This window comes from Clostridium uliginosum, from assembly GCF_900112485.1.
Lineage (GTDB): Bacteria > Bacillota > Clostridia > Clostridiales > Clostridiaceae > Clostridium > Clostridium uliginosum.
The window spans coordinates 90,151-114,600 of sequence record NZ_FOMG01000006.1; the positions used below are offsets into that span (position 1 = coordinate 90,151).

A 24,450-nucleotide genomic window follows, 5' to 3' on the forward strand; every position below is an offset into this window, starting at 1 on the left:
TTTATTTGGAGATATTTAAGGCATGTTCAAAAATAATTTTAGTAAAAATTATAATAATTATGTAAATCCCTTAATATAAATATAAGAGAAGCAAGGGGGGATTAACTTGTATAGGCTTATAGTAGGAGAAAAAAAATTTAAAAATAGTAATAAAAGTAATAAATTAAGCTCCGAAGTTAATATAGGGTTATTAAGTTTAATTATTTTAGTGTTAATATTTTTTATTAGAGTTGTAGGAGTTTTAAAAAGCAATAACGAAAGAGGAGGATTTGCATATGTTCAATTATTAAATTTAGGTATGCCTATAGTGCAATCTCAAATTTATAAAGAAGAAAGTTATGCAGAAAATAATTTATCTTTAAAGAATATTTGCTTAAAAGCAGTTGGATTAGATGATATAACTTATAAAGGCATAATAGAAAGTGAAATAGGATTATTTAATAAATCAAATAATGAAAAAAAAGGGGCTATATTAACATTTAATCAATTTAACTTAAATGAAGATAGTATTTCTAAAACTTCTCCAAATGAAGCAACCTTAAGTACTAAAATTTATGATTCCACTTTAAAGAAAGAGCTAAATGCAACAAAGCCAGAAGTTTTAATATACCATACTCACACAACAGAAAATTATTCAGAAGCTTCTTCAGATACAACAGATGAAAATGCAAATGTAGTTGGCGCTGGAGATGAACTTGCGAAAGAACTTGAAGAAAATTATGGTATTTCAGTCATTCATGATAAAACAAATCACAGTGTTTCTTATAATGATAGTTATAAAAGATCAAGTGAAACAGTTGATAAATACCTAAATAAATATGGAGACTTTAAAATTATATTAGATTTTCATAGGGATTCAGTTAATGATAAGGCAGCTATGACAACTCAAATAGCTGGAGTAAATGCAGCGAAAGTTATGTTTGTAGATGCAGAAAACAGCACTAGGTATGCAAAAAACAAGGAATTAAATGAAAAGGTGTTAAATAAAACAAATGAGATTTTCCCAGGTCTATCAAGAAAGATATTTACATACCATAGAGGTATGAATGCATTTAATCAGAGTAAAAGTGATGGATCTCTTCTTTTTGAGATGGGTTCAAATGTAAACTCTATTGAAGAAGTAAAAGTTACATCAAGATGCATGGCTAGGGTTATTGCTGAAATTTTAAATAGATAATTAAGGTTCATTTTTTACATGGCTAATTGAATATTTATTTCCAAAGTTGACAATCCTTTAGATAAGTTATATTCAAAAAAATCTAAGGGGTGGTCTTATTGAAGAAAGTAAGTAAATCTTATATAATAAAAAAAATTTTACCAGCATGTTTATTGCTTATTTTTGTTTTTTTAGGATTAATTAAAATAGACATAATTAATACTAAATCTTTATCTCCTTTAGGAAATACAAAGCAAAATTATGAACTAGTTAGTGGAGAATTTGGAGAAGATTTTTCTAATTTTATAAAAGATAATGCATGGGCTAAGATTTATAAAGAAAAGGGAGAAGATACATTGGTTAGACTTGGAAATAAAGATTTTAGGATTACTAATAAATCTATTTTTACTAAAGGAATAGAAGAATTGTTTAATAAAATAAAGTATGGATTTGTAGGCGCTAAACAAACACTATATCATTTAAAGGATAAGGTTTATCATATTCAAGAAAATAACTAATCAGTATAAAAGCGATTAAGTTAAATACTTATTTTGGTAGTAAGTTAGATTAGTTATTTTATTTCATGTGCCTTACTAATTCATTAGATAAATTTTAATAGCAATTCTAAATATATATATGTTATAATTTAGGCACTTGAAAAAATAAGGAGCCAAATAGACAAGAATACTGACTAGTTATTTATTTGGAGATGCCTTAAATGTATTAGTTTATTTAATTACAATGGGGGTGAATAGGCTGTCTTGACAGGACAGTTATATATATGAAAAGTGAAAGACAAGAACATATCAGAAATTTTTCAATAGTAGCACATATTGACCATGGTAAGTCAACACTTGCAGATAGATTGCTTGAGACAACTGGAACCCTAACTAAAAGGGAAATGGACGAACAAATTCTAGATAATATGGAAATTGAAAGAGAAAGAGGAATAACAATAAAGTCTCAAGCAGCGAGACTTGTATATAGACGAGAAAATGGAGAGGAGTATATATTAAATCTAATTGATACTCCAGGACATGTAGACTTTACTTATGAAGTTTCAAGAAGTTTAGCAGCTTGTGAAGGAGCCGTATTAGTTGTTGATGCTACTCAAGGAATTCAAGCTCAAACTTTAGCTAATTGCTATTTAGCATTAGATAATAATCTAGAGATTGCACCAGTTATAAACAAGATTGATTTACCATCAGCAAGACCTGAAGAAGTAAAGCAAGAAATTGAAGATGTAATAGGGATAGATGCAGAAAGAGCACCTATGATTTCAGCTAAAACAGGACTTAATATAGAACAAGTTTTAGAATCAATAGTTGAAAACTTACCAGCTCCAAATGGAGATGAAGAAGCACCTCTAAAAGCATTAATCTTTGATTCTTACTATGATAGCTATAAGGGAGTTGTGTGCATAGTAAGAATTCTTGATGGAAAAGTAAAACCTGGTGATAAGATAAAACTTATGGCCACTAATAAATTTTATGATGTGGTTGAAGTTGGGGTATTTATTCCAAGTGTATTACAAACAGATGGATTAAGTGCTGGTGATGTTGGATATATAACAGCATCTATTAAAAATGTTAGAGATGCTAGAGTTGGAGATACTATAACGGAAGCAAATAGACAAACAGAAAAAGCTTTACCTGGATATAAACCTGCTATACCTATGGTGTATTCAGGAATTTATCCAGTAGATGGAGCAAAGTATGATGAATTAAAAGAAGCATTAGAAAAATTACAAATAAATGATGCAGCATTAAACTTTGAGCCAGAAACATCTATTGCGCTAGGGTTTGGATTTAGATGTGGATTTTTAGGATTATTACATATGGAAATAATTCAAGAAAGAATAGAAAGAGAATTTAATTTAGACATAATTACAACTGCACCATCAGTTATATACAAGGTAATTAAGACAGATGGAGAAGTTTTAGAAATTACAAATCCTACAAACCTTCCATCTATGACAGAAATAGATTATATGGAAGAGCCAGTAGTTAAGGCAGCTATTATTACACCTACAGATTATGTTGGTGCCGTTATGGAGCTATGTCAAGAACGTAGAGGGACATATATTGATATGCAATACATAGAGGAAACTAGAGCAGTTATAAATTATGATATTCCGTTAAATGAAATAGTATATGATTTTTTTGATACTTTAAAATCAAGGACTAGGGGATATGCATCATTAGATTATGAATTTAAGGGATATATAACAACAGAACTAGTTAAGCTAGATATAATGTTAAATGGTGATGTAGTTGATGCACTATCTATGATAGTACCAAAAGAAAGAGCATACCATAAGGGTAGAGGAATAGCTGAAAAGCTTAAAGAAATAATTCCAAGACAATTATTTGAAATTCCAATACAAGCTGCAGTTGGAGCTAAGATAATAGCAAGAGAAACTGTAAAAGCTATGAGAAAAGACGTTTTAGCTAAATGTTATGGTGGAGATATTTCAAGAAAGAAGAAACTACTTGAAAAGCAAAAAGAAGGTAAGAAGAGAATGAGACAGGTAGGTTCAGTTGAAGTTCCACAAGAAGCATTTATGGCTGTTTTAAAGGTAGATTAGATTAAAAAATTAAATCAAGGACATAAGTAGAGCCTAATTTACTAAAAATTAGGCTTTTTCTTATTTTAGGAGGATAAAAAAATGAAAGAAATATCCTTATATATACATGTTCCATTTTGTAAGCAGAAGTGTTTATATTGTGATTTTCCTTCGTATTCAGGAAAAGATAAATTAATGAGCTCATATGTTGTGGCCTTAAATAAAGAAATTTTGCAAAAGGCAAAAACATATTTAATAAGAAGCATATTTATTGGTGGAGGAACACCATCTTATTTAAAAAATGAGGATTTAAAAAGTCTTTTGCAAACGTTAAATAAATTAGATTTAAAAAAAGATTTAGAATTTACTATGGAGTGTAATCCAGGAACTTTAGATGAAAGTAAATTAAAAATTATGAAGGAATATGGTGTAAATAGAATAAGTATAGGACTTCAATCTATAAAAAATTCTATCTTGAAAAATATAGGAAGAATACATAGTTATGAAGAATTTAAAAATAATTACTTTTTAGCTAGAAAATTAGGATTCAATAATATAAATATAGATTTAATGTTTGGACTTCCAAACCAAAGTATTGATGATTGGAATACCTCTTTAGAGGAAGTAGCGATGCTTAATCCAGAACATATTTCAGCATATAGTTTGATAGTTGAAGAAGGAACAGGCTTTTATAATTTATATGAACAAGATAAGTTAAATTTACCTTCAGAAAATGATGAGAGAACAATGTATTTAACCACAAAACAAATTTTAGCTAAGCATGATTATGTCCAATATGAAATATCAAACTTTGCTAAAATTGATAAAGAGTGTTATCACAATAAAGTTTATTGGCGTTGCAAAGAATATTTAGGATTAGGGGCTTCAGCTAGTTCTTTTGTTGATGGAAAAAGAACTAAAAATTTAGATGACATTGAAGCGTATATATTAAATATAAATAGTAGAAAAGATGTTGGGAACGAAATACATTTAAATAATATTAATGACAATATGGAAGAATTTATGTTTATGGGACTTAGAATGATGTGTGGAATAAATGAAAATGAGTTTAAGAAACGATTTAATATGGATATAGATGAGATTTATGGAGAGGCTATTAATAAAAATATTAAACAAGGATTATTAAGGCGTAATGAGGGAAGAATAAGATTAACTTCACACGGAGTAGAAGTTTCTAATTGGGTAATGAGTGATTTTATAATATCATAAATCAAGAAAATCAAAGATAATTTGAGAAAATAAGAGATAAATCAGTGAAATTCGCAGTAAAACAACTGAATTTAAGAATATCAAATATAAATAGAATTGACAAAAAACATGATAAATAATATATTTAAAACATAGTCATTAGCACTCGAACATAGTGAGTGCTAACAAAAAGAGGTGAGATTATGACTATTGATGATAGAAAAATAAAAATACTTCAAGCTATTATCAATGATTATATTCATACTGGAGATCCTGTAGGTTCTAGAACTATTGCAAAAAAATATGAATTAGGAGTTGGTTCTGCAACAATAAGGAATGAGATGGCTGATCTTGAAGATATGGGATATTTAGAACAACCTCATGCTTCAGCAGGAAGAGTACCCTCTAGTAAGGGATATAGATTATATGTTGATAAATTAATGGTAGATCAGTTATTAACACCTGAAGAAGATATGCGAATAAAACAGTATATTGTTGATTCCGCAATGTTAGAAGTTGATAAGATAGTTAGACAAACAAGTGCTTTATTATCTGATCTTACTAATCTAACATGTGTTGTTCAAACCCCTTCAGTTAAAAAAAGTTTTATTAAATCAATTCAATTAATAAAAGTAGATAATCATAGTTTAGTATCCGTAATTTTAGCAGATACTGGAGTTATAAAAAATCACATGATTAGAATTAATCAAACTCCAACTATTGAAGAATTGAATAAAATAAATGCGATGATTAATAAAAGATTAGTTAATCTTTCTATAGAACAAATTAATCTTGAGGTAATTAATCAATTGAAAGAAGATTTGCATGGATATGATGAATTATTTAATGCACTTTTACCAGCTTTATATCAGACATTAAATGTATCAAATTCTTCAGAAGTAATTATGGAAGGTACAACAAATATTTTTAATTATTCAGAATACAATGATATTGAAAAAGCAAAAGAAATGCTTTCTCTTCTTAATGATAAAGAGTCAATAATGGATTTATTCCAAACAAGTGAGGATATTACAATTAGAATAGGAGAAGAGAATTATAGGCCACAAGCCAAAGAATGTAGCATAATATCAGCAGAGTATTCTTTTAAAGATAGACCAATTGGTACTATTGGTTTGATTGGTCCAAGGAGAATTGATTATTCAAGAGTTATAGCAATAATGGCTCAAATTGTAAAAGAATTAAACAATATTTTAACAAATCAAAATATATAGTTATAAAATTAAAGAGAAGAGGTGTAGTTTCAAATAATGGAACATAATGAAGAAAAGTTAGAAAATGATATAGTAATTGAAGATAATGCTGAAGAAGCAAAAGAAGAAATTTTAAAAGATCAAGAACCCCAAGAAACTTCAAAAGAAGATTTAAATAAAGAAGGGGATGAACTTGATGTGCTAAAAAAACATAAAGAAGAAAATAAAAAGTTAAAAGAAGAATTAGAAGCTTTAAATGACAGACTTTTAAGACTTACTGCTGAATATGACAATTATAGAAAAAGAACAACAAAAGAAAAACAAGGTATATATGGAGATGCAAGTGTAGATGTATTAAAAGAAGTAGTGCCTATCCTTGATAATCTTGAAAGAGCTGTTGAGGCTAAAGGAAGTGTTGAGGACTTAAAAAAAGGTGTTGAAATGACAATAAAAGCGTGCAAGGATTCTTTTGAAAAACTTGGCGTTGAAGAAATAGATGCATCATCAGAGTTTGATCCCAATTTTCATCAAGCAGTAATGCATGTAGAAGATGAAAACTTAGGAACCAATCAAATAGTAGAAGTTTTCTTAAAAGGATATAAAAAAGAAGATAAAATTATTAGATATACAGTGGTTAAAGTAGCTAACTAAAATAGTCTATTAAAATAGCTATTTAGAATATAAAAGTAAAAAATTAGAAATAAACTAAACGAAATTTTAGGAGGAATATATTATGGGAAAAATTATAGGAATTGATTTAGGTACTACTAATTCATGCGTAGCAGTTATGGAAGCTGGAGAACCAGTTGTTATAACAAATGCAGAAGGAGCAAGAACTACTCCATCAGTAGTTTCTTTTCAAGCAAATGGAGAAAGATTAGTAGGTCAAGTTGCTAAGAGACAATCAATTACTAATCCAGATAAAACAATTATATCAATAAAAAGACATATGGGAACAGGTTATAAAGTTGCTATAGATGATAAGAATTATTCACCACAAGAAATATCATCTATGGTACTTCAAAAAATAAAGACTGATGCTGAAAGTTATTTAGGGGAATCTGTAACTCAAGCAGTTATCACAGTACCAGCTTACTTTAATGATGGTCAAAGACAAGCAACAAAGGATGCAGGAAAGATTGCAGGACTTGAAGTATTAAGAATAATAAATGAACCAACAGCAGCAGCTTTAGCTTATGGTTTAGATAAAATGGATTCAAATCACAAAATCTTAGTTTATGACTTGGGTGGCGGTACTTTTGATGTATCTATCCTTGAACTTGGAGATGGAGTATTCGAAGTATTAGCAACTAATGGTGATACAAAACTTGGTGGAGATGACTTTGACGAAAAAATAATGAATTATATAGCTGATACATTTAAAGCTGAAAATGGTATTGACTTAAGAACTGATAAGATGGCACTTCAAAGATTAAAAGAAGCTGCTGAAAAAGCAAAAATTGAATTATCAGCATCAACACAAACAAATATTAATTTACCATTTATTACAGCTGATGCAACAGGTCCAAAGCATATAGATTTAAATTTAACAAGAGCTAAATTTAATGAAATTACTCATGATTTAGTTCAAAGATCAATTGAACCAATGAAAAAAGCATTAAGTGATTCTGGACTTTCTATAAATGAAATTGAAAAAATAATATTAGTTGGTGGATCAACAAGAATCCCAGCTGTTGTAGAAGCAGTTAAAAACTTTACAGGAAAAGAACCTTCAAAAGGAGTTAATCCAGATGAATGTGTTGCAGTTGGTGCAGCTGTTCAAGCAGGAGTATTAACAGGAGAAGTTAAGGATGTATTATTACTTGATGTTACTCCATTAACACTTGGAATTGAAACTGCAGGAGGAATTGCTACTGCATTAATTGAAAGAAATACAACTATTCCAACAAAGAAGAGTCAAGTATTCTCAACAGCAGCAGATGGTCAAACATCAGTTGAAATCAATGTAGTTCAAGGTGAAAGACAAATGGCTGGAGATAATAAGACATTAGGGAGATTTACACTTTCAGGAATAGCAGCAGCACCAAGAGGAATTCCTCAAATTGAAGTTACATTTGATATAGATGCAAATGGTATTGTTAAGGTATCAGCAATGGATAAGGGAACAGGAAAAGAAGCAAATATTACAATTACAGCTTCAACTAATTTAAATGATGACGAAATAGAAAAGGCAGTACAAGAAGCGGAAAAATTTGCAGAAGAAGATAAGAAGAGAAAAGAAAAAGTAGAAGTTGCAAATAATGCTGACCAAATAGTATATCAAACTGAAAAAACATTAACTGAACTTGGAGATAAAGTTTCAGCTGAAGATAAAGCTAAGGTTAATGAAAAACTTGAAGCTCTTAAGGCTATAAAAGACAGTGAAGATGTAGAAGCTATTAAGAAGGCAACAGAAGAATTAACTCAAGAATTCTATGCAGTATCTTCAAAACTTTATGCAGATCAAGGTGGAGATGCAGCTCAAGGAGCTGGATTTGATCCAAATGCAGCAGGTGGAGCTCAAGGAGCAGCACATGATGATAATGTAGTAGATGCAGATTTTAAGGTAGATGAAGATAAATAGTTGTACTAAATCTAGCTATCTAATATAATATAAGGGGGGGGAAGGCATTGCTCGTCTTCCCCTTTTAATGTCTGAATGTCTAAAGTGTAAAATAAAACTAGGTGGTGAACGATAACAAATGGCAAGTAAAGACTATTATGAACTTTTGGGGCTTCAAAAAGGTGCAAGTGAGGATGAAATTAAAAAAGCTTTTAGAAAATTAGCTATAAAATATCATCCAGATAAGAATAAAGGAAACGAAGAAGCTGAAAGTAAATTTAAAGAAATAAATGAAGCATATCAAGTGCTTTCAGATCCAGAGAAGAAATCTAATTATGATCAATTTGGAACAGCTGATTTTAATGGAGGAGGATTTGGAGGATCTGGTGGCTTCGGTGGCTTTGATATGGGTGGCTTTGGTGATATTTTTGATATGTTCACTGGTGGCGGAAGTTCAAGAAGAAGAAATGGACCAGTTAGAGGAAATGATCTTGAATATACACTAACATTAACTTTTGAAGAAGCTGTTTTTGGTGTTGAAAAAGAAATTTCTCTTAATAGAAGTGAAAATTGTGAACATTGTAATGGTTCAGGTGCAGAAGAGGGTAGTAATCCTAAAACTTGTCCAACATGTCAAGGAGCAGGTCAAGTAAGAGTTCAAAGACAAACTCCTCTTGGAAGCTTTGTTTCAACTTCTACTTGCGATAGGTGTGGTGGTACAGGTAGTATTATAGAACATCCATGTACACATTGTAGAGGAAAAGGAACTGTTAGAAAGAACAGAAAGATAAAAGTAAATGTTCCAGCAGGTGTTGACACAGGTAATGTGATGCCTCTTAGAGGACAAGGAGAACATGGATTAAAAGGTGGAAGCGCAGGAGATCTATATGTAAGAATTAATGTTGCTCCATCAAAGATTTTCACAAGAAAAGGAAATGATATCTATATAGATACACATATTTCAATGGCTAAAGCTGCACTTGGAACCGAAATAACTGTTAATACAGTAGAAGGTAATGTGAAGTATACTATACCAGAGGGAACTCAATCAGGTACATTATTTAGACTAAAAGGTAAAGGTGTAGCGAGAGTAAATTCAAGTGGCAAGGGAGATCAATATGTAAAAGTTATTGTTGATATACCTAAGTCATTAACACAAAAACAAAAAGATGCATTATGTGGTTTCATGGAAGCCTGTGGTGAAGAAATAGAAGAAAATAGTTATCACACTAAAAAAACGTTTTTTAGTAAAAAAAAATAAATTATATTATAGACTTAGTGAATAAATATAAAAAATAAGCATAAAGTAATAGTGAGACTTACTAATAAAGGAGTCATCATATATATTGGCTATTTATATCTTGTATCAAACACAAGATATAAATAGCCTTTTGCTGTTATTTCCTTTCATGTGTCTACTTGAAAATTAGTATTTAAATTAATTTCTTGTTCCGTTTTTGTTTTCATAGAATTGCAATATAATTTTATATATGTATAATTATTATGAATGATAGAAGATGGAGTGAATGAACATGAGAATGAGAAAAAAACCATGGGCAAGACCTGAACTTGAAAGTTGTGAGTTTTTTGTTATAAATCCAAAAGAATATAAAGGAAGATGGAGAGAAGAGTTTAAAAATGATAAACCTATATATTTAGAATTGGGATGTGGAAAAGGAACTTTTATGGCAGTACATGGTTCAGAAAACAAAGACATTAATTATATTGCAATTGACATAAAGGATGAAGTATTAGGATTAGCTAAAAGAAACATAGAAGAGGCATATAAAATAAATAATAGAAAATTAGATAATGTAAAGTTAATGGCTCAAGAAATAGGACTTATTAATGAAATATTAGGAGAAGAAGATTTAGTAAGTAGAATATATATAAATTTTTGTAATCCGTGGCCAAAAGAAAAGCATAAAAAAAGAAGATTAACTCATACAAGACAATTAAATCAATATAGAACTTTTTTGAAAGATGAAGGAGAGATTTGGTTTAAAACAGATGATGATGAATTATTTAAAGAATCACTTGAATATTTTGAGGAAGGTAAGTTTAAAATTAAGTATATAACGTATGATCTTCATGAAAGTGAATTTGAAGGCAATGTTCAAACAGAACATGAAAAGATGTTTACAAAAAAAGGAATAAAAACAAAATTTTTAATAGCAACTAAGGGAACTGAAAATAAATAACTAGTCAAGATGATGTAAAATAGACCATCATACTGACTAATTATTTTTTTGAAGCTTCCTAAAGAACAGTAATCAATAGTTATTTTATCTAAAGATACCTAAGGCATATTGAAAAAAGAGAGGATGATAATTTGTGAACAGAATGTGGACTGAAGTTAAAGTTATAACAAGTAGTGAGGCATTAGAACCTATATCAGGAATTTTTTATGGCTTAGATTGTAAGGGTGTAGCAATAGAAGATCCAAATGATTTATTAACAAGAAAACAGGGACCATTGACTTGGGATTTTGCGGATATAAATGTATTAGAACATAAAGGAGAATTTGCTGTTATTAAAGCTTATTTTTCAGATGAAGACAATGTGGAAGAAATAGTTTCTTATACAGAACAAAAAATTCAAGAAATTAAAGACATGGGAATAGATATAGGTAAAGGAATTGTTCAGTGTGAAAAGATAAAAGAGGAAGATTGGGCGAATAATTGGAAGAAGTATTATAAGCCAGCTAATATAACTGAAAAGATAGTTGTAAAACCTATGTGGGAAGAATATACACCAAAAGCTGGAGAATTAGTAGTTGAATTAGATCCAGGAATGGCTTTTGGAACAGGAACTCATGAAACTACTAGAATGTGTGTTGCATCTCTAGAAAAGTACGTAAAGCCTAATACAACTGTTTTTGATGTTGGATGTGGCTCAGGTATACTAGCTATAGTTGCAGCAAAACTCGGAGCTAATATGGCATTTGGAGTTGATTTGGATCCAGTTGCAGTTGAATCAGCAAAGGAAAACGTAGGATTGAATAATTTAGATAATATTAAGATATTAGAAGGAAACCTATTAGATGTTATTGATGGCAAGGCTGATATAGTGGTTGCAAATATAATAGCTGAGATTATTTGCATATTAACAGAGGACGTTAAAAAAGCTTTAAATCAAGGTGGACTATTTATTACATCAGGTATTATTCATGATAGAGTTGAAATGGTTACTTCAAAACTTAAAGAATGCGGATTTGAAGTTGTAGAGATAAATAAAGATGGAGAATGGAACTGTATAGTTGCTAAATTAAAATAAATACTAAGACACATTCAAAAAGGAGGTTTTCAATGCATAAGTTTTTTACTCCTGCCTGTAATATTACAGAAACTGAGGGGAAAATAATTGGAGATGACGTAAAACACATTTATAAGGTTTTACGTTTGAATGAAGGGGAAAAAGTAGTTTTAAACAATTGTGAAGGAAAAGAATATTTAGGAGAAATAGCTTGTGTTGGAAAACAAGAGGTTATTATTAATATTCTTAGTACTTTAGAAATAAATAATGAAAGTAGAGTTAAGATTACTCTTTTTCAAGGATTGCCAAAAGGACAAAAGATGGATTTGATAGTGCAAAAAGGAACAGAACTTGGAATATCTGAATTTGTTCCAACTATTACTTTAAGGGTAGATGTAAAACTTAAAGGCGAGTTTAAAAAGATTGATAGATTAAATAGGATTGCACTAGAAGCATCAAAGCAATCCAAAAGAAGTATAATTCCAAATGTTAGAGAAGCTATTGATTTTAATGATGCTTTAAAAGAATTAAGCAATATGGATTTAGTATTAATTCCATATGAAAATGCAGAAAATTTTGGGATTAAAAGTCTTATGAAACAATTTAATGAACAAGGTAAGGATTTAAGTGCTATAAAAAATATTGGCGTTCTGATAGGGCCTGAAGGTGGATTTGAAGAGGAAGAAATTAATATTCTTAAGGAACAAGGAGCGTATATAATAACTTTGGGAAATAGAATATTACGTACAGAAACAGCAGGATTTGTAGCTGCTTCTTTAATTCAATATGAACTAGGAGATTTAGGAGGAAATATTTAATGAAAGTTGCATTTGCGACATTAGGATGTAGAGTTAATCAATATGAAACTGAAGCAATGACTGAAAAGTTTATAAGAGAAGGATACAGTATTACTGAATTTGATGATTTTGCAGATGTTTATGTTATAAACACTTGCACAGTAACAAATATGGGAGATAAAAAATCAAGACAAATAATAGGTAGGGCAAGAAGAACTAATGAAGAAGCAATAATCGCAGTTGTTGGATGCTATTCTCAAATATCACCTGATGAAGTTTCCAAAATAGAAGGTGTAGATGTAGTTTTAGGGACAAGGAATAAAGGAGATATAGTATACTATGTAAATAAAGCTAGAGATGAGAATGTGATTCAAGTAAATGTTCAAGAAGTGCTTAAGAATAAAGAGTTTGAAGAACTTAATATAGAGGAATATCAAGATAAAACTAGAGCATTTTTAAAGATACAAGATGGATGCAATAGATTTTGTACATATTGTTTAATCCCTTATGCAAGAGGGGCTACTTGTTCTAAAAAGCCTGAAAAAGTACTTGAAGAAATAACAAAGTTATCAGAACATGGATTTAAGGAAATAATATTATCAGGTATACATACGGCATCTTATGGAGTTGATTTAGGTGCAGAGGTAACATTGGTAAGTTTGTTGGAAAAAATTGAAAAGGTAGATGGTATAGAGAGAGTTAGAATTGGCTCGATTGAACCAGGGTTTTTTACAGTTGAAGTCGTAAATAAGATAAAAAGTATGAAAAAATTATGTCCACACTTTCATTTATCTCTTCAAAGTGGATCTGATGGAACTTTAAAGAGAATGAATAGAAAATATACCGCTTCAGAATATGCAGAAACAGTTGAGATATTAAGAAATAATATTAAAGATGTATCAATAACTACTGATGTCATAGTTGGATTTCCAGGTGAAACTGAAGAGGAATTTAATGAAACATATGAATTTCTAAAGAAAGTCAAATTGACAAAGACTCATCTTTTTAAATATAGTCCAAGAAAAGGAACTAAAGCTGCAGAAATGAAAAATCAAATAGATGGAACTACTAAGGATAACAGAAGTAAGGTTTTAGCAGAACTAAATCAAAAAAATGAAGCTGAGTTTATTAAAAATTTACTTAAGAGAGACATGGATGTTTTAATGGAACAAGAATGTCCTAATAGACCAGGCGTGTTTGAAGGATATACAAGAAATTATGTAAAAGCTGAAATACTTAATGCTAATAAGGAAATGATAGGAAAAATCATTAACTGCCATATAGAAGAGGAAAAACAGGAATATATAATTGGCAGAGTTAATTAGTTTTTTGATATAATATTCTAAGGTATTTAAAAGTAAATAAACAAGAATGTTTGATTATAATTTTTCTAGTTATTTATTTGGATATGCCTTATAATGAGTAAGAGAGAAATGAGGAGGTGAGTTTATGGAGAATTGCATATTTTGTAAAATTATAAATGGAGATATTCCAAGTAAAAAGTTATATGAAGACGAACTAGTTTATGCTTTTTATGATGTGAATCCAGAAGCACCAATTCATTTTTTAGTAATTCCTAAGGAACATATAGAGAGTACAAATGATTTAAATCCAAATAATATTAATGTTGTTTCACATATATTTAAGGTTATTAATAAATTGGTAGTAGATCTAGGAGTATCACAAAAAGGATACAGAATAGTAAACAATTGTGGAGAAGATGGAGGACAGACAGTTAATCATCTACATTTCCATGTATTAGCTAGTAGAAATTTGCAATGGCCACCGGGTTAAAATTATAATAGATTTTAATCTAATATGTTGACAGTACTTGTTTTAATATTGTATAATATAACGTGTGTTATAAGCCCATAGCTGAGTTAATTAATTTAAGCTAGCGGAGGGAGGGATAGTAAATGTCAGAAATTAAAGTTGGAGAAAATGAAACACTTGAAAGTGCGTTAAGAAGATTTAAAAAGAAATGTGCTAGAGCTGGGGTTCTTTCTGAAGTTAGGAAGAGAGAACATTATGAAAAGCCAAGCGTTAAGAAAAAGAAAAAATCAGAAGCTGCTAGAAAGAGAAAGTTCAAATAATAATGATTTCTTTTGAAAGAAGGTACAGTAATGCCAACAATTAAGGATAGACTTCAAGACGATTGGAAAGCTGCTTTAAAAGCTAAAGATAAATTCAGAGCTAATGTAATTAGTACAGCTAAAGCTGCAATATTATTAGTTGAAAAAACTGATAATGTTAAGCTTGAAGATGCTGAAGTTATTAACATTTTAGCAAAGGAAGTCAAGCAAAGAAGAGAATCTATGCTTGAATTCGAAAAGGGAAATAGACAAGATTTAGTAGATGAATGTAAAGTTGAACTAGAAATTTTGCTAGAATACCTTCCTCAGCAGTTAAATGAAGAAGAAATAAAACAAATAGTAGAAGAATCAGCTCAAGAAATGGGTGCAAATAGCATTAAGGATATGGGAAAAGTGATGTCAGCTATCAGACCTAAGATTGTAGGGAGAGCTGATAGTAAACTTGTAAGTCAAATCGTTAAAGAATATTTAAATAATAAATAATAAAAGAACTCTTTTTAGAGTTCTTTTATTATTTATTATTTTTTTATGCTTAAGGCACATTTAAAAAGTAACAATTTGGTATGCTAGTCTATTTTGTATAATACTAAGTCGGCATATTCACCTAATAGTCCACTATTAGGTGAATATGCCTTTTTGTCTGATGCACCAATATATATCGCATCGTTGACTTGATATTTTTTTTATGGCCTAAAATTAAATAAATAAAAATATAATGATTTAATGGGAAAATAATATAAGGTATCTAAAAAAATAACAGTCCAATATGTGACGTATTGACTAATTATTTTTTGAAGATGCCTTTTTTAGAAAATAAAGTTGTTTTTGTTATATTTAAAAATATATTAATACTAAAAATTCATGAATTAATTTAGATATTCAATCATAAATTACAATGAAGGAATTTATCTAATATATACCATCTATCGTAATTAAGGCACATGAAAGAAAATAATAGACCAAAGATGTGCCGTATATTTTTCATCAGAGAAGGAGATAAGTTTTGATAATATTAGACTATTAGCAGAACTTACTGACGCAGTATGGTGGGAAATATACAAGCATACTGGTACTTTTTTGAATGTGCCTAAGGTTGATAGAAAAGCTTATATATAAAAGATGAAGTCCTATAATCTTCATGTGGAAAAATTAATGTTAATAAGTAAGTTATTCATATGTAGCTAAGAATCACTGTATGTAGGGGGAAGATATGGAGCATAAGTTTCAACGAGGAAGAGAAAAAATATTTGATAAATTAGATTTCCCAACGGATGTTGTTTTAGATTTACCAAAGATAATTGTTACTGGAAATAGAGAAATAACAATTGAAAATCACAGAGGTATTATAGCTTTTGAAAATAGCATGATTAAAATAAATTCTAGAATTGGTTCAATTACAATAATAGGGGAAGGATTTGAAATACTTTTTATTGGAGACAACACTATTGCTATAAGTGGAATATTTAAAGGTATATCTTATGAGGGGTAAAAATAATGATATTAAATAAATTAAAATGTGGAAAAATAACAATAGAAGTGAGTAGCTTAATACCAGAAAAAATATTAAATTTACTTTGGCACAATGGAATTTGTGCCTCAAAAATAGTTAAAGTAAATATAACTACGGTAAGATTTGAAGTTCCTTTTGTATCATATAAAGATGTTGAACTATTGGTTAAAAAAGCTAATGGGAAAATGAGAGTAGTAGGTAAAAGTGGTATAATAGTGTTATTATTATCGATAAAGAGAAAGATATCTTTATGTGTTGGTGGCGGTGTATTTTTAATAATTTTATACTTATTATCGAATTATATATGGGCTATTAATATAGAAACTAAGAATAATCTATCTCCTTTTGAAGTTAGGCAAGAACTTTCATTAGCAGGAATAAAACCTGGAATTAAAAAATCAGATATAAATGTATATGATATAGAAAAAAAGATGGAAGATTTAAACTCTGAAGTAATGTGGGTGAGGGCTAGGATAGAAGGATCAACTTTAAGTATAGTTGTTGCAGAAAAGGTTAATCCGCCAAATACAGATAAAACATCATGCAATCAAGTAGTAGCTAAGATGGATGGAGAAGTGAAAAGAGCATTCACATTTTCTGGAAATCCAGCCGTAGTTCCAGGAGACATAGTAAAAAAGGGGGATGTATTAATACTACCTATTCAAGGGAAAGAAGGTTTTGAAAAGGAAGTAAACCCTAGTGGTACTATTATAGCTAACACTTTTTATGAAAAGTTAATGGAGATACAAATAAGTGGAGAAAAGCTTGAAAGAACAGGTAAAAAAGATATGGATATTTACTTAAACTTTTGGAATAGAAAAATTTACTTAAAAAAAGCTATAAATGATTTTAAATCTTATGATAAAATAGAAGAAACTGGAGGTCTGTTTAATGAAGTAATATATTTTGAAAGAACAGGACAAAATATAAACTTAAATAGAGATGATACAATTAAAGAATCTTCAGAAAAATTACAAGCATCACTACAAAAAACTTTAACTAATGATGCTAAAATAATAGAAAAGAAAATATCAGTAGAAGATATTTCAGAAGCGAAAATACGAATAAAAGTTATATTTACTGTAGAACAGGATATTGCAGAAAATATATCCTAAGGCATACTTTTTTTATATGTCTAAGACTTTAGTGTAGCGATAAGAAGGTGATTAACATGAAAATGAAAAGAGATGAAAATAAAAACATTGATAGTAGCAAAAGCAATAAGGTTCAAAATATATTACTTTTTACCATAGTTTTTCTTATAGCTTATTTTTTACTTATAACAGTTGTAGCACCAAAGCAATTTACTTTAACAGAAGGAGATATTGCTAGAGTTGATATAAAAGCGCCAAGAGATACAATAGATCAAAAAGCAACTAAAGAAAAAGAAAATGAGGCTATAGAAAAGGTAGATAAACAATATACTGCCAAAAATGAAGTAAGAATACAAGCTGAAGAAAATATTAAGGGACTTTTTGATAAGCTTTTAAACTTAAATGCAACTACTATGTCAGAAATTGATAAGATAACAGAATTAAGAAAAATATCTGAATTTAACTTAACAGAAACTGAGTATAAGGAATTGATAAATACTCCAAAGGAAAATTTAATTGAGTTAGAGTGGCAGGTTGTTAACATCATTGATAGAGTGTATAGCAAAAATATTGAAGAAAACAATAAAGATAATATTAATGCTGCAAAAGAGACTGTTGTTCAAGAAATTAAAGATTTAAATATAAACAATGCATTAATAGATATTTTAAAGTATGTTTCTCAATCACAGATAAAACCCAACTTTTTTTATGATACACAAAAGACAGAAGAAATGATAAAGGAAGCTCAAAAGAATGTTTCTAAAGTAATAATTAAAAAGAATCAAATTATTGTAAAAGAAGGAGAGCCTGTTACAGAATCTCAACTTTTGATATTAAATGATTTAGGTATGTTAGATGATGGAGTATCTGGGAAGTATGTCTATGTATATTTAGCTCTTGCATTATTTTTAGCAGTAATTTTATTTTTGCAATATAACTATATATACGTAAATTATAATGATATTTTTAAAAATAAGAAAAAATTAATTCTTATTAGTTTAATAAACTTAGTATCATTAGTTTTGACAAGAACTATAGGAGCTATATCCCCTTTTCTAATTCCGTTTGCTTGTGCTCCTATGCTTTTGACTTTACTTTTAAACTATAAGATATCTCTTGTGATAAGTGTCTGTAATGTGGCTATTATAAGCGCACTAGTGGAATTTGATCCTCGAGTTATGATTCTAGCTTTAGTAAATGCAGTGCTTGGAGCAATAATATTAAAAAAGATGCAACAAAGAAATGATCTTATATATTCAACATTATATATTGCAATAGTTAGTTCAATACTTACATTTGCTACAGGTACAATATTATCAAGTAATATAAGAGAAATATTTATAGTAAGTGCATTTTCTATAATTAGTGGATTGTTATCAGGTATTTTTGCATTAGGTATTCTACCATTTTTAGAAGGCGTTTTTGATGAAATTACAACTGTAAAATTGTTAGAATTATCTAATCCTAATAATCCATTGTTAAAAAAGTTACTAATGGAAGCACCAGGGACTTATCATCATAGTATGTTAGTTGCAAATCTTGCGGAGATGGCAGCGGAAGAAGTCGGAGCAAACCAAGTAATAGCTAGAATTGGAGCTTATTATCATGATGTAGGAAAAACAGAAAGACCATATTTCTTTGGTGAAAATCAAATAGGAGGAGAAAATCCTCATGACAAGATAAGTGCAAATTTAAGCGCCATGGTTATAATTTCTCATGTGAAAGATGGATTAGAATTAGCTAAAAAACATAATTTGCCTAAGGTAATTCAAGATATTATAATACAGCATCATGGAACTACTTTAGTTAAGTACTTTTATTATACTATGAAAAATAATTCGGAAAATCCAGATGAAATAAATGAGGATGATTATATGTATCCAGGTCCAATTCCAAGCACTAAAGAAGCTGGAATAGTAATGCTTGCAGATGGTATTGAAGCTGCGGTTAGATCTATCAAAGATCCTAGTAGAGAGAAAATTGAGGAAATGGTAAATAACATAATAAAGGATAAGTTGTATTCTAAGCAATTAGATAATTGTGATTTAACTTTAAGGGATATTGAAAAGATAAGAGTATGTTTTCTAAATGCTCTTAACGGTATATATCATCAAAGAATTGAGTATCCAAAAGAAAAAATATAATATTCAGATAAAAATAAATGGGTGATAAGTTAAACAAAGGAGTAGGATATATGATTTATGTTGACAATAGACAAGAAAAAATAGAATTAAGCGATAAGTTTGTTGAATATTTAAAAAATGTAATAAATTTTTCGTTGAAAGAAGAAGGAGTTAATGTGCCATGTGAGGTTTCATTACTATTTGTTGATAATGATGAAATTAAAGAAATAAATAATGAAACGAGAAATATAGATAGAGAAACTGATGTGTTATCATTTCCTATGTTAGAATATCCAAATAAAAAAATATTTAAGGAAATTTACATGGAAAATGACTTTTCTCCAAGTGATTTTGACGGGGATGAATTAGTTATAGGGGATATAGTATTATCTTTAGAAAAAGCACTAGAACAAAGCAAAGAATTTAATCATTCTTATGAAAGAGAAGCAGCATATTTAGTGATGCATTCAGTATTGCACCTTTTAGGATATGATCATATGGAAGAAGAAGAAAAGAATATTATGAGAAGAAGAGAAGAGGAACTTTTAAATGCACTTGATATAAGGAGAGAATAAAAAAGCAGGTGAAGGCAAGATGAAGTTTAAGAAAGTATTAGATAGCTTTAATAATGCTATAAATGGGATAATAGAGACTGTTAGAACAGAAAGAAATATGAAGATACATTTAATAGCTACACTATTTGTATTAGTTGCTTGCTTTTGTTTTGATATAACTAAGTATGAATTTTTAATTTTAGCTATTACGATTACGATGGTGATTGGAGCTGAAATAGTTAATACAGCAATAGAGGCTATTATAGATTTAACTACTAATTATTATCATCCTTTGGCTAAAGTAGCTAAAAATGCAGCAGCGGGAGCTGTTTTAGTTATGGCTATAAATGCAGTAGTTGTTGGATACATAATATTTTGGGATAAATTATCGTACCTTTCTTATAGTTTACTTAATAAAGTTAAACATTCACAGCCATATACGATTTTTATTGTGTTAGTAATAGTGTGTATTGCAACAATAATAGTAAAGGCCATATTTGGAGAAGGAACACCATTAAAAGGTGGAATGCCAAGTGGGCATAGTGCATTAGCATTTTCAATTGCAACAGCAATAGCTTTAATTACGGAAGAACCTACATGTATAATGTTAAGTTATTTAATGGCTTTTATTACAGCACAAAGTAGAGTGGACTCAGAAGTACATACTATAATGGAAGTTGTAGTTGGAGCAATTTTTGGGATTCTGTTAACTATGTTTATATTTGTGGTTTTTAGGATATAAGGCACATTCAAAAAATAATTAGTAGATATACGTTGCCTATTGGACTGTTATTTTTTCTAAGATGCCTAATTTATAATTTAGGCTATGTTTTAATATAGTGTTGATATTGTTACATTTTTGTTCAGTGGGCATTAGAATTGGACTTTTAGAATTCTTAATGAGTATTGTCACATTAGTTGCTTGTCCGAAGCTTGTCTTTGGAGCAAGCTGGAATGGGACTATACTCATTTAGATGTTCTTAAGTTTAATTCTTTAGCCCACTGAACAATATGTAACAATATCAACACGGTTTTAAAACATAGCCATAATTTAAAATGTACAATTAATGATGCTTGCCAATAGTATACATAGCAGGATAAATAGAGTATACTTTTTTATATAAACTATATGCTATTAATAAATACTCATAAATAAAAAATGAAGTCTAATCTTATTTATAAATAAAGTTTAGACTACAGAAGGAGGCAAAATGTTTAAATCAGGATTTGTTACAATTGTTGGTAGACCAAATGTAGGAAAGTCGACTTTATTAAACTATATAATGGGAGAGAAATTATCAATAGTTTCAAGCAAACCCCAAACAACTAGAAATAATATTCAAACAATATTAACAGGAGAAAATTATCAAATAGTATTTGTAGATACTCCAGGAATACACAAACCTAAACATAAACTAGGTGAATATATGGTGAATGCTGCTAAGGACTCTACAAAAGATGTTGATTTAGTATTATTTTTAACTAATCCAGACACAGAGATTGGAAAAGGAGATAAGTTTATATTGGAGTCTTTAAAAGATAAAAAATGTCCAGTATATCTTGTTTTAAATAAGATTGATGAAAGCTCACAAGATAGAGTTGCAAAAAGTTTAGAGATGTATTCAAAGGAATATGATTTTAAAGAAATAATTCCTATATCAGCTATAAAGGGTAAAAATGTTGATGCTTTAATTGACCTAATGAAAGAATCAATGCCAGAAGGTCCTAAGTATTATCCAGATGATATGATAACAGATGTTCCAGAAAAGTTTGTTGTATCAGAAATAGTTAGGGAAAAAGCTTTAAGAACTTTACGTGATGAAGTACCACACGGAATAGCTGTTGATATAATTCAAATGAAGCAAAATCAAATAGGAACTTATCATATAGAAGTAGATTTGATTTGTGAAAAAGATTCTCATAAAGGAATAATAATAGGCAAGAATGGTCAAACACTTAAAAGAATTGGAGAAAGTTCAAGATATGAACTAGAAAGATTTTTAAAAGCTAGAGTTAATATAAAGATATGGGTTAAGGTTAGAAAAGAATGGAGAGATAATCAGAACTTACTAAAGGAATTAGGATATAAGAAAAAATAATTTAGGCATTTAAAAGTAAATATGTCTTAGGAGATGATCTTTCTGGCACTTTTTGAAAGTAAAGCTGTGATTATAAAGTCACAAGACTTCAAGGAAAATGATAAATTAGTTTGGCTTTATACAGAAGAGTTAGGTAAGATTACTGCTATAGCTAAGGGGGCAAAGAAAAGTAGAAGTAAATTTCTATCAATAACTTTGCCTTTATGCTATGGAGAGTATATGTTGTATAAAGGAAGAAATTTGTATACGATTCAAGAAGGGAAAATTATAAATTCTTTTCAAGGATTATTGGATAATCTAGATAAACTTACTTACTCATCTTATTTATGTGAGCTAATAGATATTTGCTCACCTGATGATGAAAAAAATAAACAACTTTTTATAGAATTAGTTATGACACTTTATCTTTTAGATACAAATGCTTTAGATTATGAATTATTAATAAGAGCTTTTGAATTAAAAGTTTTAAAAAATACAGGATATACTTTAGAGTTAAATAATTGTAGTATATGTAAAAAAAAGATAGAATCATCAAACTATATAAGTTTATCTAATTATGGAGGAGTATGTGAGGAATGTCCAAAGGAATATGGATTATATATTTCAAAGGCTGCTTATAATTCTCTAAGATTTCTATTAAATATGAAAGTAGATAAAATATATCGATTAAACTTAACAAATCAAATAAAAAGTGAAATAGAAAAGGTAACAAATATTTTAATTTCAAATAATTATTCTAAGAAACCAAAGAGTTTAGAAATGTTAAAATTCATTAAGGAGTGATTATAAATGGAACAAGTAACATTAGAAAAAGTTGATATGGTAATAGAAAGAACAGGTGTTAGTTATGCAAAAGCAAAACATGCACTAGAAGTTTGTGATGGAGATGTATTAGAAGCTTTAATATATATAGAAGAATTAAATATAGAAGATGAAGATATAAATTATAATATCTATGATGATGAAGAAAGTTGTAATAGATCTTTATCAATAGAGGAATTAAAGAATTGGATTAAAGATTTAATTCAAAAAGGAAATATAACTAGAATAAAAATTAAAAAAGATGATACAGAATTAATTGATATTCCAGTAAATGCAGGCATTGCAGCTAGTGTTATTGCAGTTATGATTCCACCAGTATTAGCAGCTGCTGTTATTGCAGCGATAGCCACTAAAATTACAATAGAGATTACTAAAAAAGATGGTTCGGTTGAAGTGGTAAACAAATATGTATCAAAAGTTTCAAATGATGTTAAGGATAAGGCAACAGATATTGCTGAAAAAATGAAAAATAAAGTAAATGAAGTTAAGGCTAAGGCTAAATCACATAAAGGTGAAGAAAAACAAAAAGTTTATACTGGAGATGACACTGTTTATAGTTATACAGTAAAATTTGATGATGACGATAAATAAAGATGCATAAGCTAGGAAGCAAAATATTTAAGAAAAATAATAAAACAAGGAATATTTTCGAAATTGCCTAATTTTTCAGAAAATTAAGTATACTTATCGAAGAATTACATGATATAATTAAGTTGTGATTAGATAATTCTTGTATTTCATAGAAAGAGGGATAATCTTGAAGTTATCAGATAGACAAGAAGAAATAATTAGGTTAGTTAAAGAGCAGCAACCAATAACAAGTGAAGCTTTGGCTGAAAAGCTAGGAGTTACAAGGGCTGCGATTAGAGCAGATTTATCAATTCTTACAATGATAGGAATTTTAGATGCTAGGCCTAAGGTTGGATATATATATTCAGGGAAATCATCCAATAGCTTTGTTTATGAGTATATAAGCAAGATTAAAGTATATGAAATAATGTCTAAACCTATTACAGTAAAAGAAGAAACAATGGTATATGATGCAATTATTTTCTTATTTCTTAATGATGTAGGAACACTGTTTGTGGAAAATGAGGGAGTTTTGACTGGAGCGGTTTCAAGAAAAGATTTTCTTAAAATTGCAATAGGGGGAACTGATATTCATAAGGTTCCAGTAGGAGTGATAATGACTCGTATGCCAAATATAATTTGTGCAAATAAAAATGATAATGCATATAATTTAGCTAAAAAAATTATTGAACATGAAATAGATAGCATTCCAATTGTTGAATCGTTAGAAAAATTAGACGATAAAGAACAATTTAAGATAATTGGTAAAGTTTCAAAAACTAACATAACAAAATTATTTGTTAAACTAGGTGGTCAAGAGGGTTAATT

The 24,450-nt window shown here is 29.0% G+C and carries 24 protein-coding genes; all 24 read left to right on the top strand.

Features of this window, described 5'->3' with window-relative positions:
* Nucleotides 1-106 precede the first annotated feature (106 nt).
* The 24 genes from BM027_RS05920 to ccpN all read left to right on the top strand — a co-directional run bounded on the left by BM027_RS05920 (nucleotide 107) and on the right by ccpN (nucleotide 24,448).
* Nucleotides 107-1,177, top strand: a complete 1,071-nt coding sequence (locus tag BM027_RS05920) for a stage II sporulation protein P (RefSeq protein ID WP_090089603.1) — start codon at nucleotides 107-109, stop codon at nucleotides 1,175-1,177.
* 98 nt (nucleotides 1,178-1,275) lie between these two features.
* A complete protein-coding gene (locus tag BM027_RS05925; protein ID WP_242943293.1) occupies nucleotides 1,276-1,674 on the top strand; it encodes a hypothetical protein in 399 nt (132 codons plus the stop codon).
* Between the two features lie 263 nt (nucleotides 1,675-1,937).
* Nucleotides 1,938-3,743 (top strand): translation elongation factor 4, encoded by a 1,806-nt coding sequence (gene lepA, locus BM027_RS05930; protein WP_090089606.1) that lies wholly within the window; start codon nucleotides 1,938-1,940, stop codon nucleotides 3,741-3,743.
* A gap of 81 nt (nucleotides 3,744-3,824) precedes the next feature.
* Nucleotides 3,825-4,952: a radical SAM family heme chaperone HemW gene (gene hemW / locus BM027_RS05935; protein ID WP_090089608.1), complete on the top strand. Its 1,128-nt coding sequence runs from the start codon at nucleotides 3,825-3,827 to the stop codon at nucleotides 4,950-4,952.
* Nucleotides 4,953-5,134: 182 nt separating this feature from the next.
* Nucleotides 5,135-6,163, top strand: coding sequence for a heat-inducible transcriptional repressor HrcA (gene hrcA, locus BM027_RS05940; RefSeq protein WP_090089610.1), 1,029 nt, complete (start codon nucleotides 5,135-5,137; stop codon nucleotides 6,161-6,163).
* A 36-nt stretch (nucleotides 6,164-6,199) separates the two neighbouring features.
* Entirely contained in the window at nucleotides 6,200-6,793 is a 594-nt protein-coding gene (grpE, locus tag BM027_RS05945; protein ID WP_090089613.1) for a nucleotide exchange factor GrpE, read from the top strand.
* A gap of 82 nt (nucleotides 6,794-6,875) precedes the next feature.
* Nucleotides 6,876-8,726 (top strand): molecular chaperone DnaK, encoded by a 1,851-nt coding sequence (gene dnaK / locus BM027_RS05950; protein ID WP_090089616.1) that lies wholly within the window; start codon nucleotides 6,876-6,878, stop codon nucleotides 8,724-8,726.
* Between the two features lie 118 nt (nucleotides 8,727-8,844).
* Nucleotides 8,845-9,966 carry a molecular chaperone DnaJ gene (gene dnaJ / locus BM027_RS05955; protein WP_090089619.1) on the top strand — a complete coding sequence of 374 codons (1,122 nt, stop codon included), beginning with the start codon at nucleotides 8,845-8,847 and terminating at the stop codon, nucleotides 9,964-9,966.
* A gap of 271 nt (nucleotides 9,967-10,237) precedes the next feature.
* Nucleotides 10,238-10,906 (top strand): tRNA (guanosine(46)-N7)-methyltransferase TrmB, encoded by a 669-nt coding sequence (gene trmB / locus BM027_RS05960; RefSeq protein ID WP_090089621.1) that lies wholly within the window; start codon nucleotides 10,238-10,240, stop codon nucleotides 10,904-10,906.
* A gap of 142 nt (nucleotides 10,907-11,048) precedes the next feature.
* Entirely contained in the window at nucleotides 11,049-11,981 is a 933-nt protein-coding gene (gene prmA, locus BM027_RS05965; protein WP_423230321.1) for a 50S ribosomal protein L11 methyltransferase, read from the top strand.
* A 32-nt stretch (nucleotides 11,982-12,013) separates the two neighbouring features.
* Complete coding sequence (locus BM027_RS05970; protein WP_090089626.1) at nucleotides 12,014-12,778, top strand: RsmE family RNA methyltransferase; 765 nt, start codon at nucleotides 12,014-12,016, stop codon at nucleotides 12,776-12,778.
* A complete protein-coding gene (gene mtaB / locus BM027_RS05975; protein WP_090089628.1) occupies nucleotides 12,778-14,082 on the top strand; it encodes a tRNA (N(6)-L-threonylcarbamoyladenosine(37)-C(2))-methylthiotransferase MtaB in 1,305 nt (434 codons plus the stop codon). Before BM027_RS05970 ends, mtaB begins: the two co-directional genes overlap by 1 nt.
* A gap of 124 nt (nucleotides 14,083-14,206) precedes the next feature.
* Entirely contained in the window at nucleotides 14,207-14,551 is a 345-nt protein-coding gene (locus tag BM027_RS05980; protein ID WP_090089631.1) for a histidine triad nucleotide-binding protein, read from the top strand.
* Between the two features lie 122 nt (nucleotides 14,552-14,673).
* Nucleotides 14,674-14,850 carry a 30S ribosomal protein S21 gene (gene rpsU, locus BM027_RS05985; protein ID WP_003371500.1) on the top strand — a complete coding sequence of 59 codons (177 nt, stop codon included), beginning with the start codon at nucleotides 14,674-14,676 and terminating at the stop codon, nucleotides 14,848-14,850.
* A 30-nt stretch (nucleotides 14,851-14,880) separates the two neighbouring features.
* The gene (locus BM027_RS05990) at nucleotides 14,881-15,333 is read left to right on the top strand and encodes a GatB/YqeY domain-containing protein (RefSeq protein ID WP_090089634.1); all 453 of its coding nucleotides are present in this window, start codon (nucleotides 14,881-14,883) and stop codon (nucleotides 15,331-15,333) included.
* Nucleotides 15,334-16,060: 727 nt separating this feature from the next.
* Nucleotides 16,061-16,339, top strand: a complete 279-nt coding sequence (yqfC, locus tag BM027_RS05995) for a sporulation protein YqfC (protein WP_090089636.1) — start codon at nucleotides 16,061-16,063, stop codon at nucleotides 16,337-16,339.
* Nucleotides 16,340-16,344: 5 nt separating this feature from the next.
* Nucleotides 16,345-17,475: a sporulation protein YqfD gene (gene yqfD / locus BM027_RS06000; RefSeq protein ID WP_090089639.1), complete on the top strand. Its 1,131-nt coding sequence runs from the start codon at nucleotides 16,345-16,347 to the stop codon at nucleotides 17,473-17,475.
* Between the two features lie 62 nt (nucleotides 17,476-17,537).
* Entirely contained in the window at nucleotides 17,538-19,598 is a 2,061-nt protein-coding gene (locus BM027_RS06005; RefSeq protein ID WP_423230322.1) for an HD family phosphohydrolase, read from the top strand.
* A 50-nt stretch (nucleotides 19,599-19,648) separates the two neighbouring features.
* The gene (gene ybeY / locus BM027_RS06010; protein ID WP_090089644.1) at nucleotides 19,649-20,152 is read left to right on the top strand and encodes an rRNA maturation RNase YbeY; all 504 of its coding nucleotides are present in this window, start codon (nucleotides 19,649-19,651) and stop codon (nucleotides 20,150-20,152) included.
* A gap of 19 nt (nucleotides 20,153-20,171) precedes the next feature.
* Nucleotides 20,172-20,873, top strand: a complete 702-nt coding sequence (locus tag BM027_RS06015) for a diacylglycerol kinase (RefSeq protein ID WP_090089646.1) — start codon at nucleotides 20,172-20,174, stop codon at nucleotides 20,871-20,873.
* Between the two features lie 469 nt (nucleotides 20,874-21,342).
* On the top strand, nucleotides 21,343-22,230 hold the full coding sequence (gene era / locus BM027_RS06020) for a GTPase Era (protein ID WP_090089649.1): 888 nt from the start codon (nucleotides 21,343-21,345) through the stop codon (nucleotides 22,228-22,230).
* A 33-nt stretch (nucleotides 22,231-22,263) separates the two neighbouring features.
* The gene (recO, locus tag BM027_RS06025) at nucleotides 22,264-23,013 is read left to right on the top strand and encodes a DNA repair protein RecO (RefSeq protein ID WP_090089652.1); all 750 of its coding nucleotides are present in this window, start codon (nucleotides 22,264-22,266) and stop codon (nucleotides 23,011-23,013) included.
* 6 nt (nucleotides 23,014-23,019) lie between these two features.
* A complete protein-coding gene (locus BM027_RS06030; RefSeq protein WP_090089654.1) occupies nucleotides 23,020-23,643 on the top strand; it encodes a DUF4342 domain-containing protein in 624 nt (207 codons plus the stop codon).
* 166 nt (nucleotides 23,644-23,809) lie between these two features.
* Complete coding sequence (gene ccpN, locus BM027_RS06035; protein WP_090089657.1) at nucleotides 23,810-24,448, top strand: transcriptional regulator CcpN; 639 nt, start codon at nucleotides 23,810-23,812, stop codon at nucleotides 24,446-24,448.
* Nucleotides 24,449-24,450 lie beyond the last annotated feature (2 nt).

Excerpts from the sequence above, each read along its gene's own strand:
- era (WP_090089649.1), top strand. The coding sequence starts at position 21,343 with ATGTTTAAATCAGGATTTGTTACAATTGTTGGTAGACCAAATGTAGGA.
- dnaJ (WP_090089619.1), top strand. The coding sequence starts at position 8,845 with ATGGCAAGTAAAGACTATTATGAACTTTTGGGGCTTCAAAAAGGTGCA.
- trmB (WP_090089621.1), top strand. The coding sequence starts at position 10,238 with ATGAGAATGAGAAAAAAACCATGGGCAAGACCTGAACTTGAAAGTTGT.
- lepA (WP_090089606.1), top strand. The coding sequence starts at position 1,938 with ATGAAAAGTGAAAGACAAGAACATATCAGAAATTTTTCAATAGTAGCA.
- BM027_RS06015 (WP_090089646.1), top strand. The coding sequence starts at position 20,172 with ATGAAGTTTAAGAAAGTATTAGATAGCTTTAATAATGCTATAAATGGG.
- mtaB (WP_090089628.1), top strand. The coding sequence starts at position 12,778 with ATGAAAGTTGCATTTGCGACATTAGGATGTAGAGTTAATCAATATGAA.
- BM027_RS05980 (WP_090089631.1), top strand. The coding sequence starts at position 14,207 with ATGGAGAATTGCATATTTTGTAAAATTATAAATGGAGATATTCCAAGT.
- ybeY (WP_090089644.1), top strand. The coding sequence starts at position 19,649 with ATGATTTATGTTGACAATAGACAAGAAAAAATAGAATTAAGCGATAAG.
- rpsU (WP_003371500.1), top strand. The coding sequence starts at position 14,674 with ATGTCAGAAATTAAAGTTGGAGAAAATGAAACACTTGAAAGTGCGTTA.
- BM027_RS05970 (WP_090089626.1), top strand. The coding sequence starts at position 12,014 with ATGCATAAGTTTTTTACTCCTGCCTGTAATATTACAGAAACTGAGGGG.
- BM027_RS05990 (WP_090089634.1), top strand. The coding sequence starts at position 14,881 with ATGCCAACAATTAAGGATAGACTTCAAGACGATTGGAAAGCTGCTTTA.
- dnaK (WP_090089616.1), top strand. The coding sequence starts at position 6,876 with ATGGGAAAAATTATAGGAATTGATTTAGGTACTACTAATTCATGCGTA.
- recO (WP_090089652.1), top strand. The coding sequence starts at position 22,264 with ATGATCTTTCTGGCACTTTTTGAAAGTAAAGCTGTGATTATAAAGTCA.
- BM027_RS06005 (WP_423230322.1), top strand. The coding sequence starts at position 17,538 with ATGAAAAGAGATGAAAATAAAAACATTGATAGTAGCAAAAGCAATAAG.
- hemW (WP_090089608.1), top strand. The coding sequence starts at position 3,825 with ATGAAAGAAATATCCTTATATATACATGTTCCATTTTGTAAGCAGAAG.
- BM027_RS06030 (WP_090089654.1), top strand. The coding sequence starts at position 23,020 with ATGGAACAAGTAACATTAGAAAAAGTTGATATGGTAATAGAAAGAACA.
- prmA (WP_423230321.1), top strand. The coding sequence starts at position 11,049 with ATGTGGACTGAAGTTAAAGTTATAACAAGTAGTGAGGCATTAGAACCT.
- hrcA (WP_090089610.1), top strand. The coding sequence starts at position 5,135 with ATGACTATTGATGATAGAAAAATAAAAATACTTCAAGCTATTATCAAT.
- yqfD (WP_090089639.1), top strand. The coding sequence starts at position 16,345 with ATGATATTAAATAAATTAAAATGTGGAAAAATAACAATAGAAGTGAGT.
- yqfC (WP_090089636.1), top strand. The coding sequence starts at position 16,061 with ATGGAGCATAAGTTTCAACGAGGAAGAGAAAAAATATTTGATAAATTA.
- grpE (WP_090089613.1), top strand. The coding sequence starts at position 6,200 with ATGGAACATAATGAAGAAAAGTTAGAAAATGATATAGTAATTGAAGAT.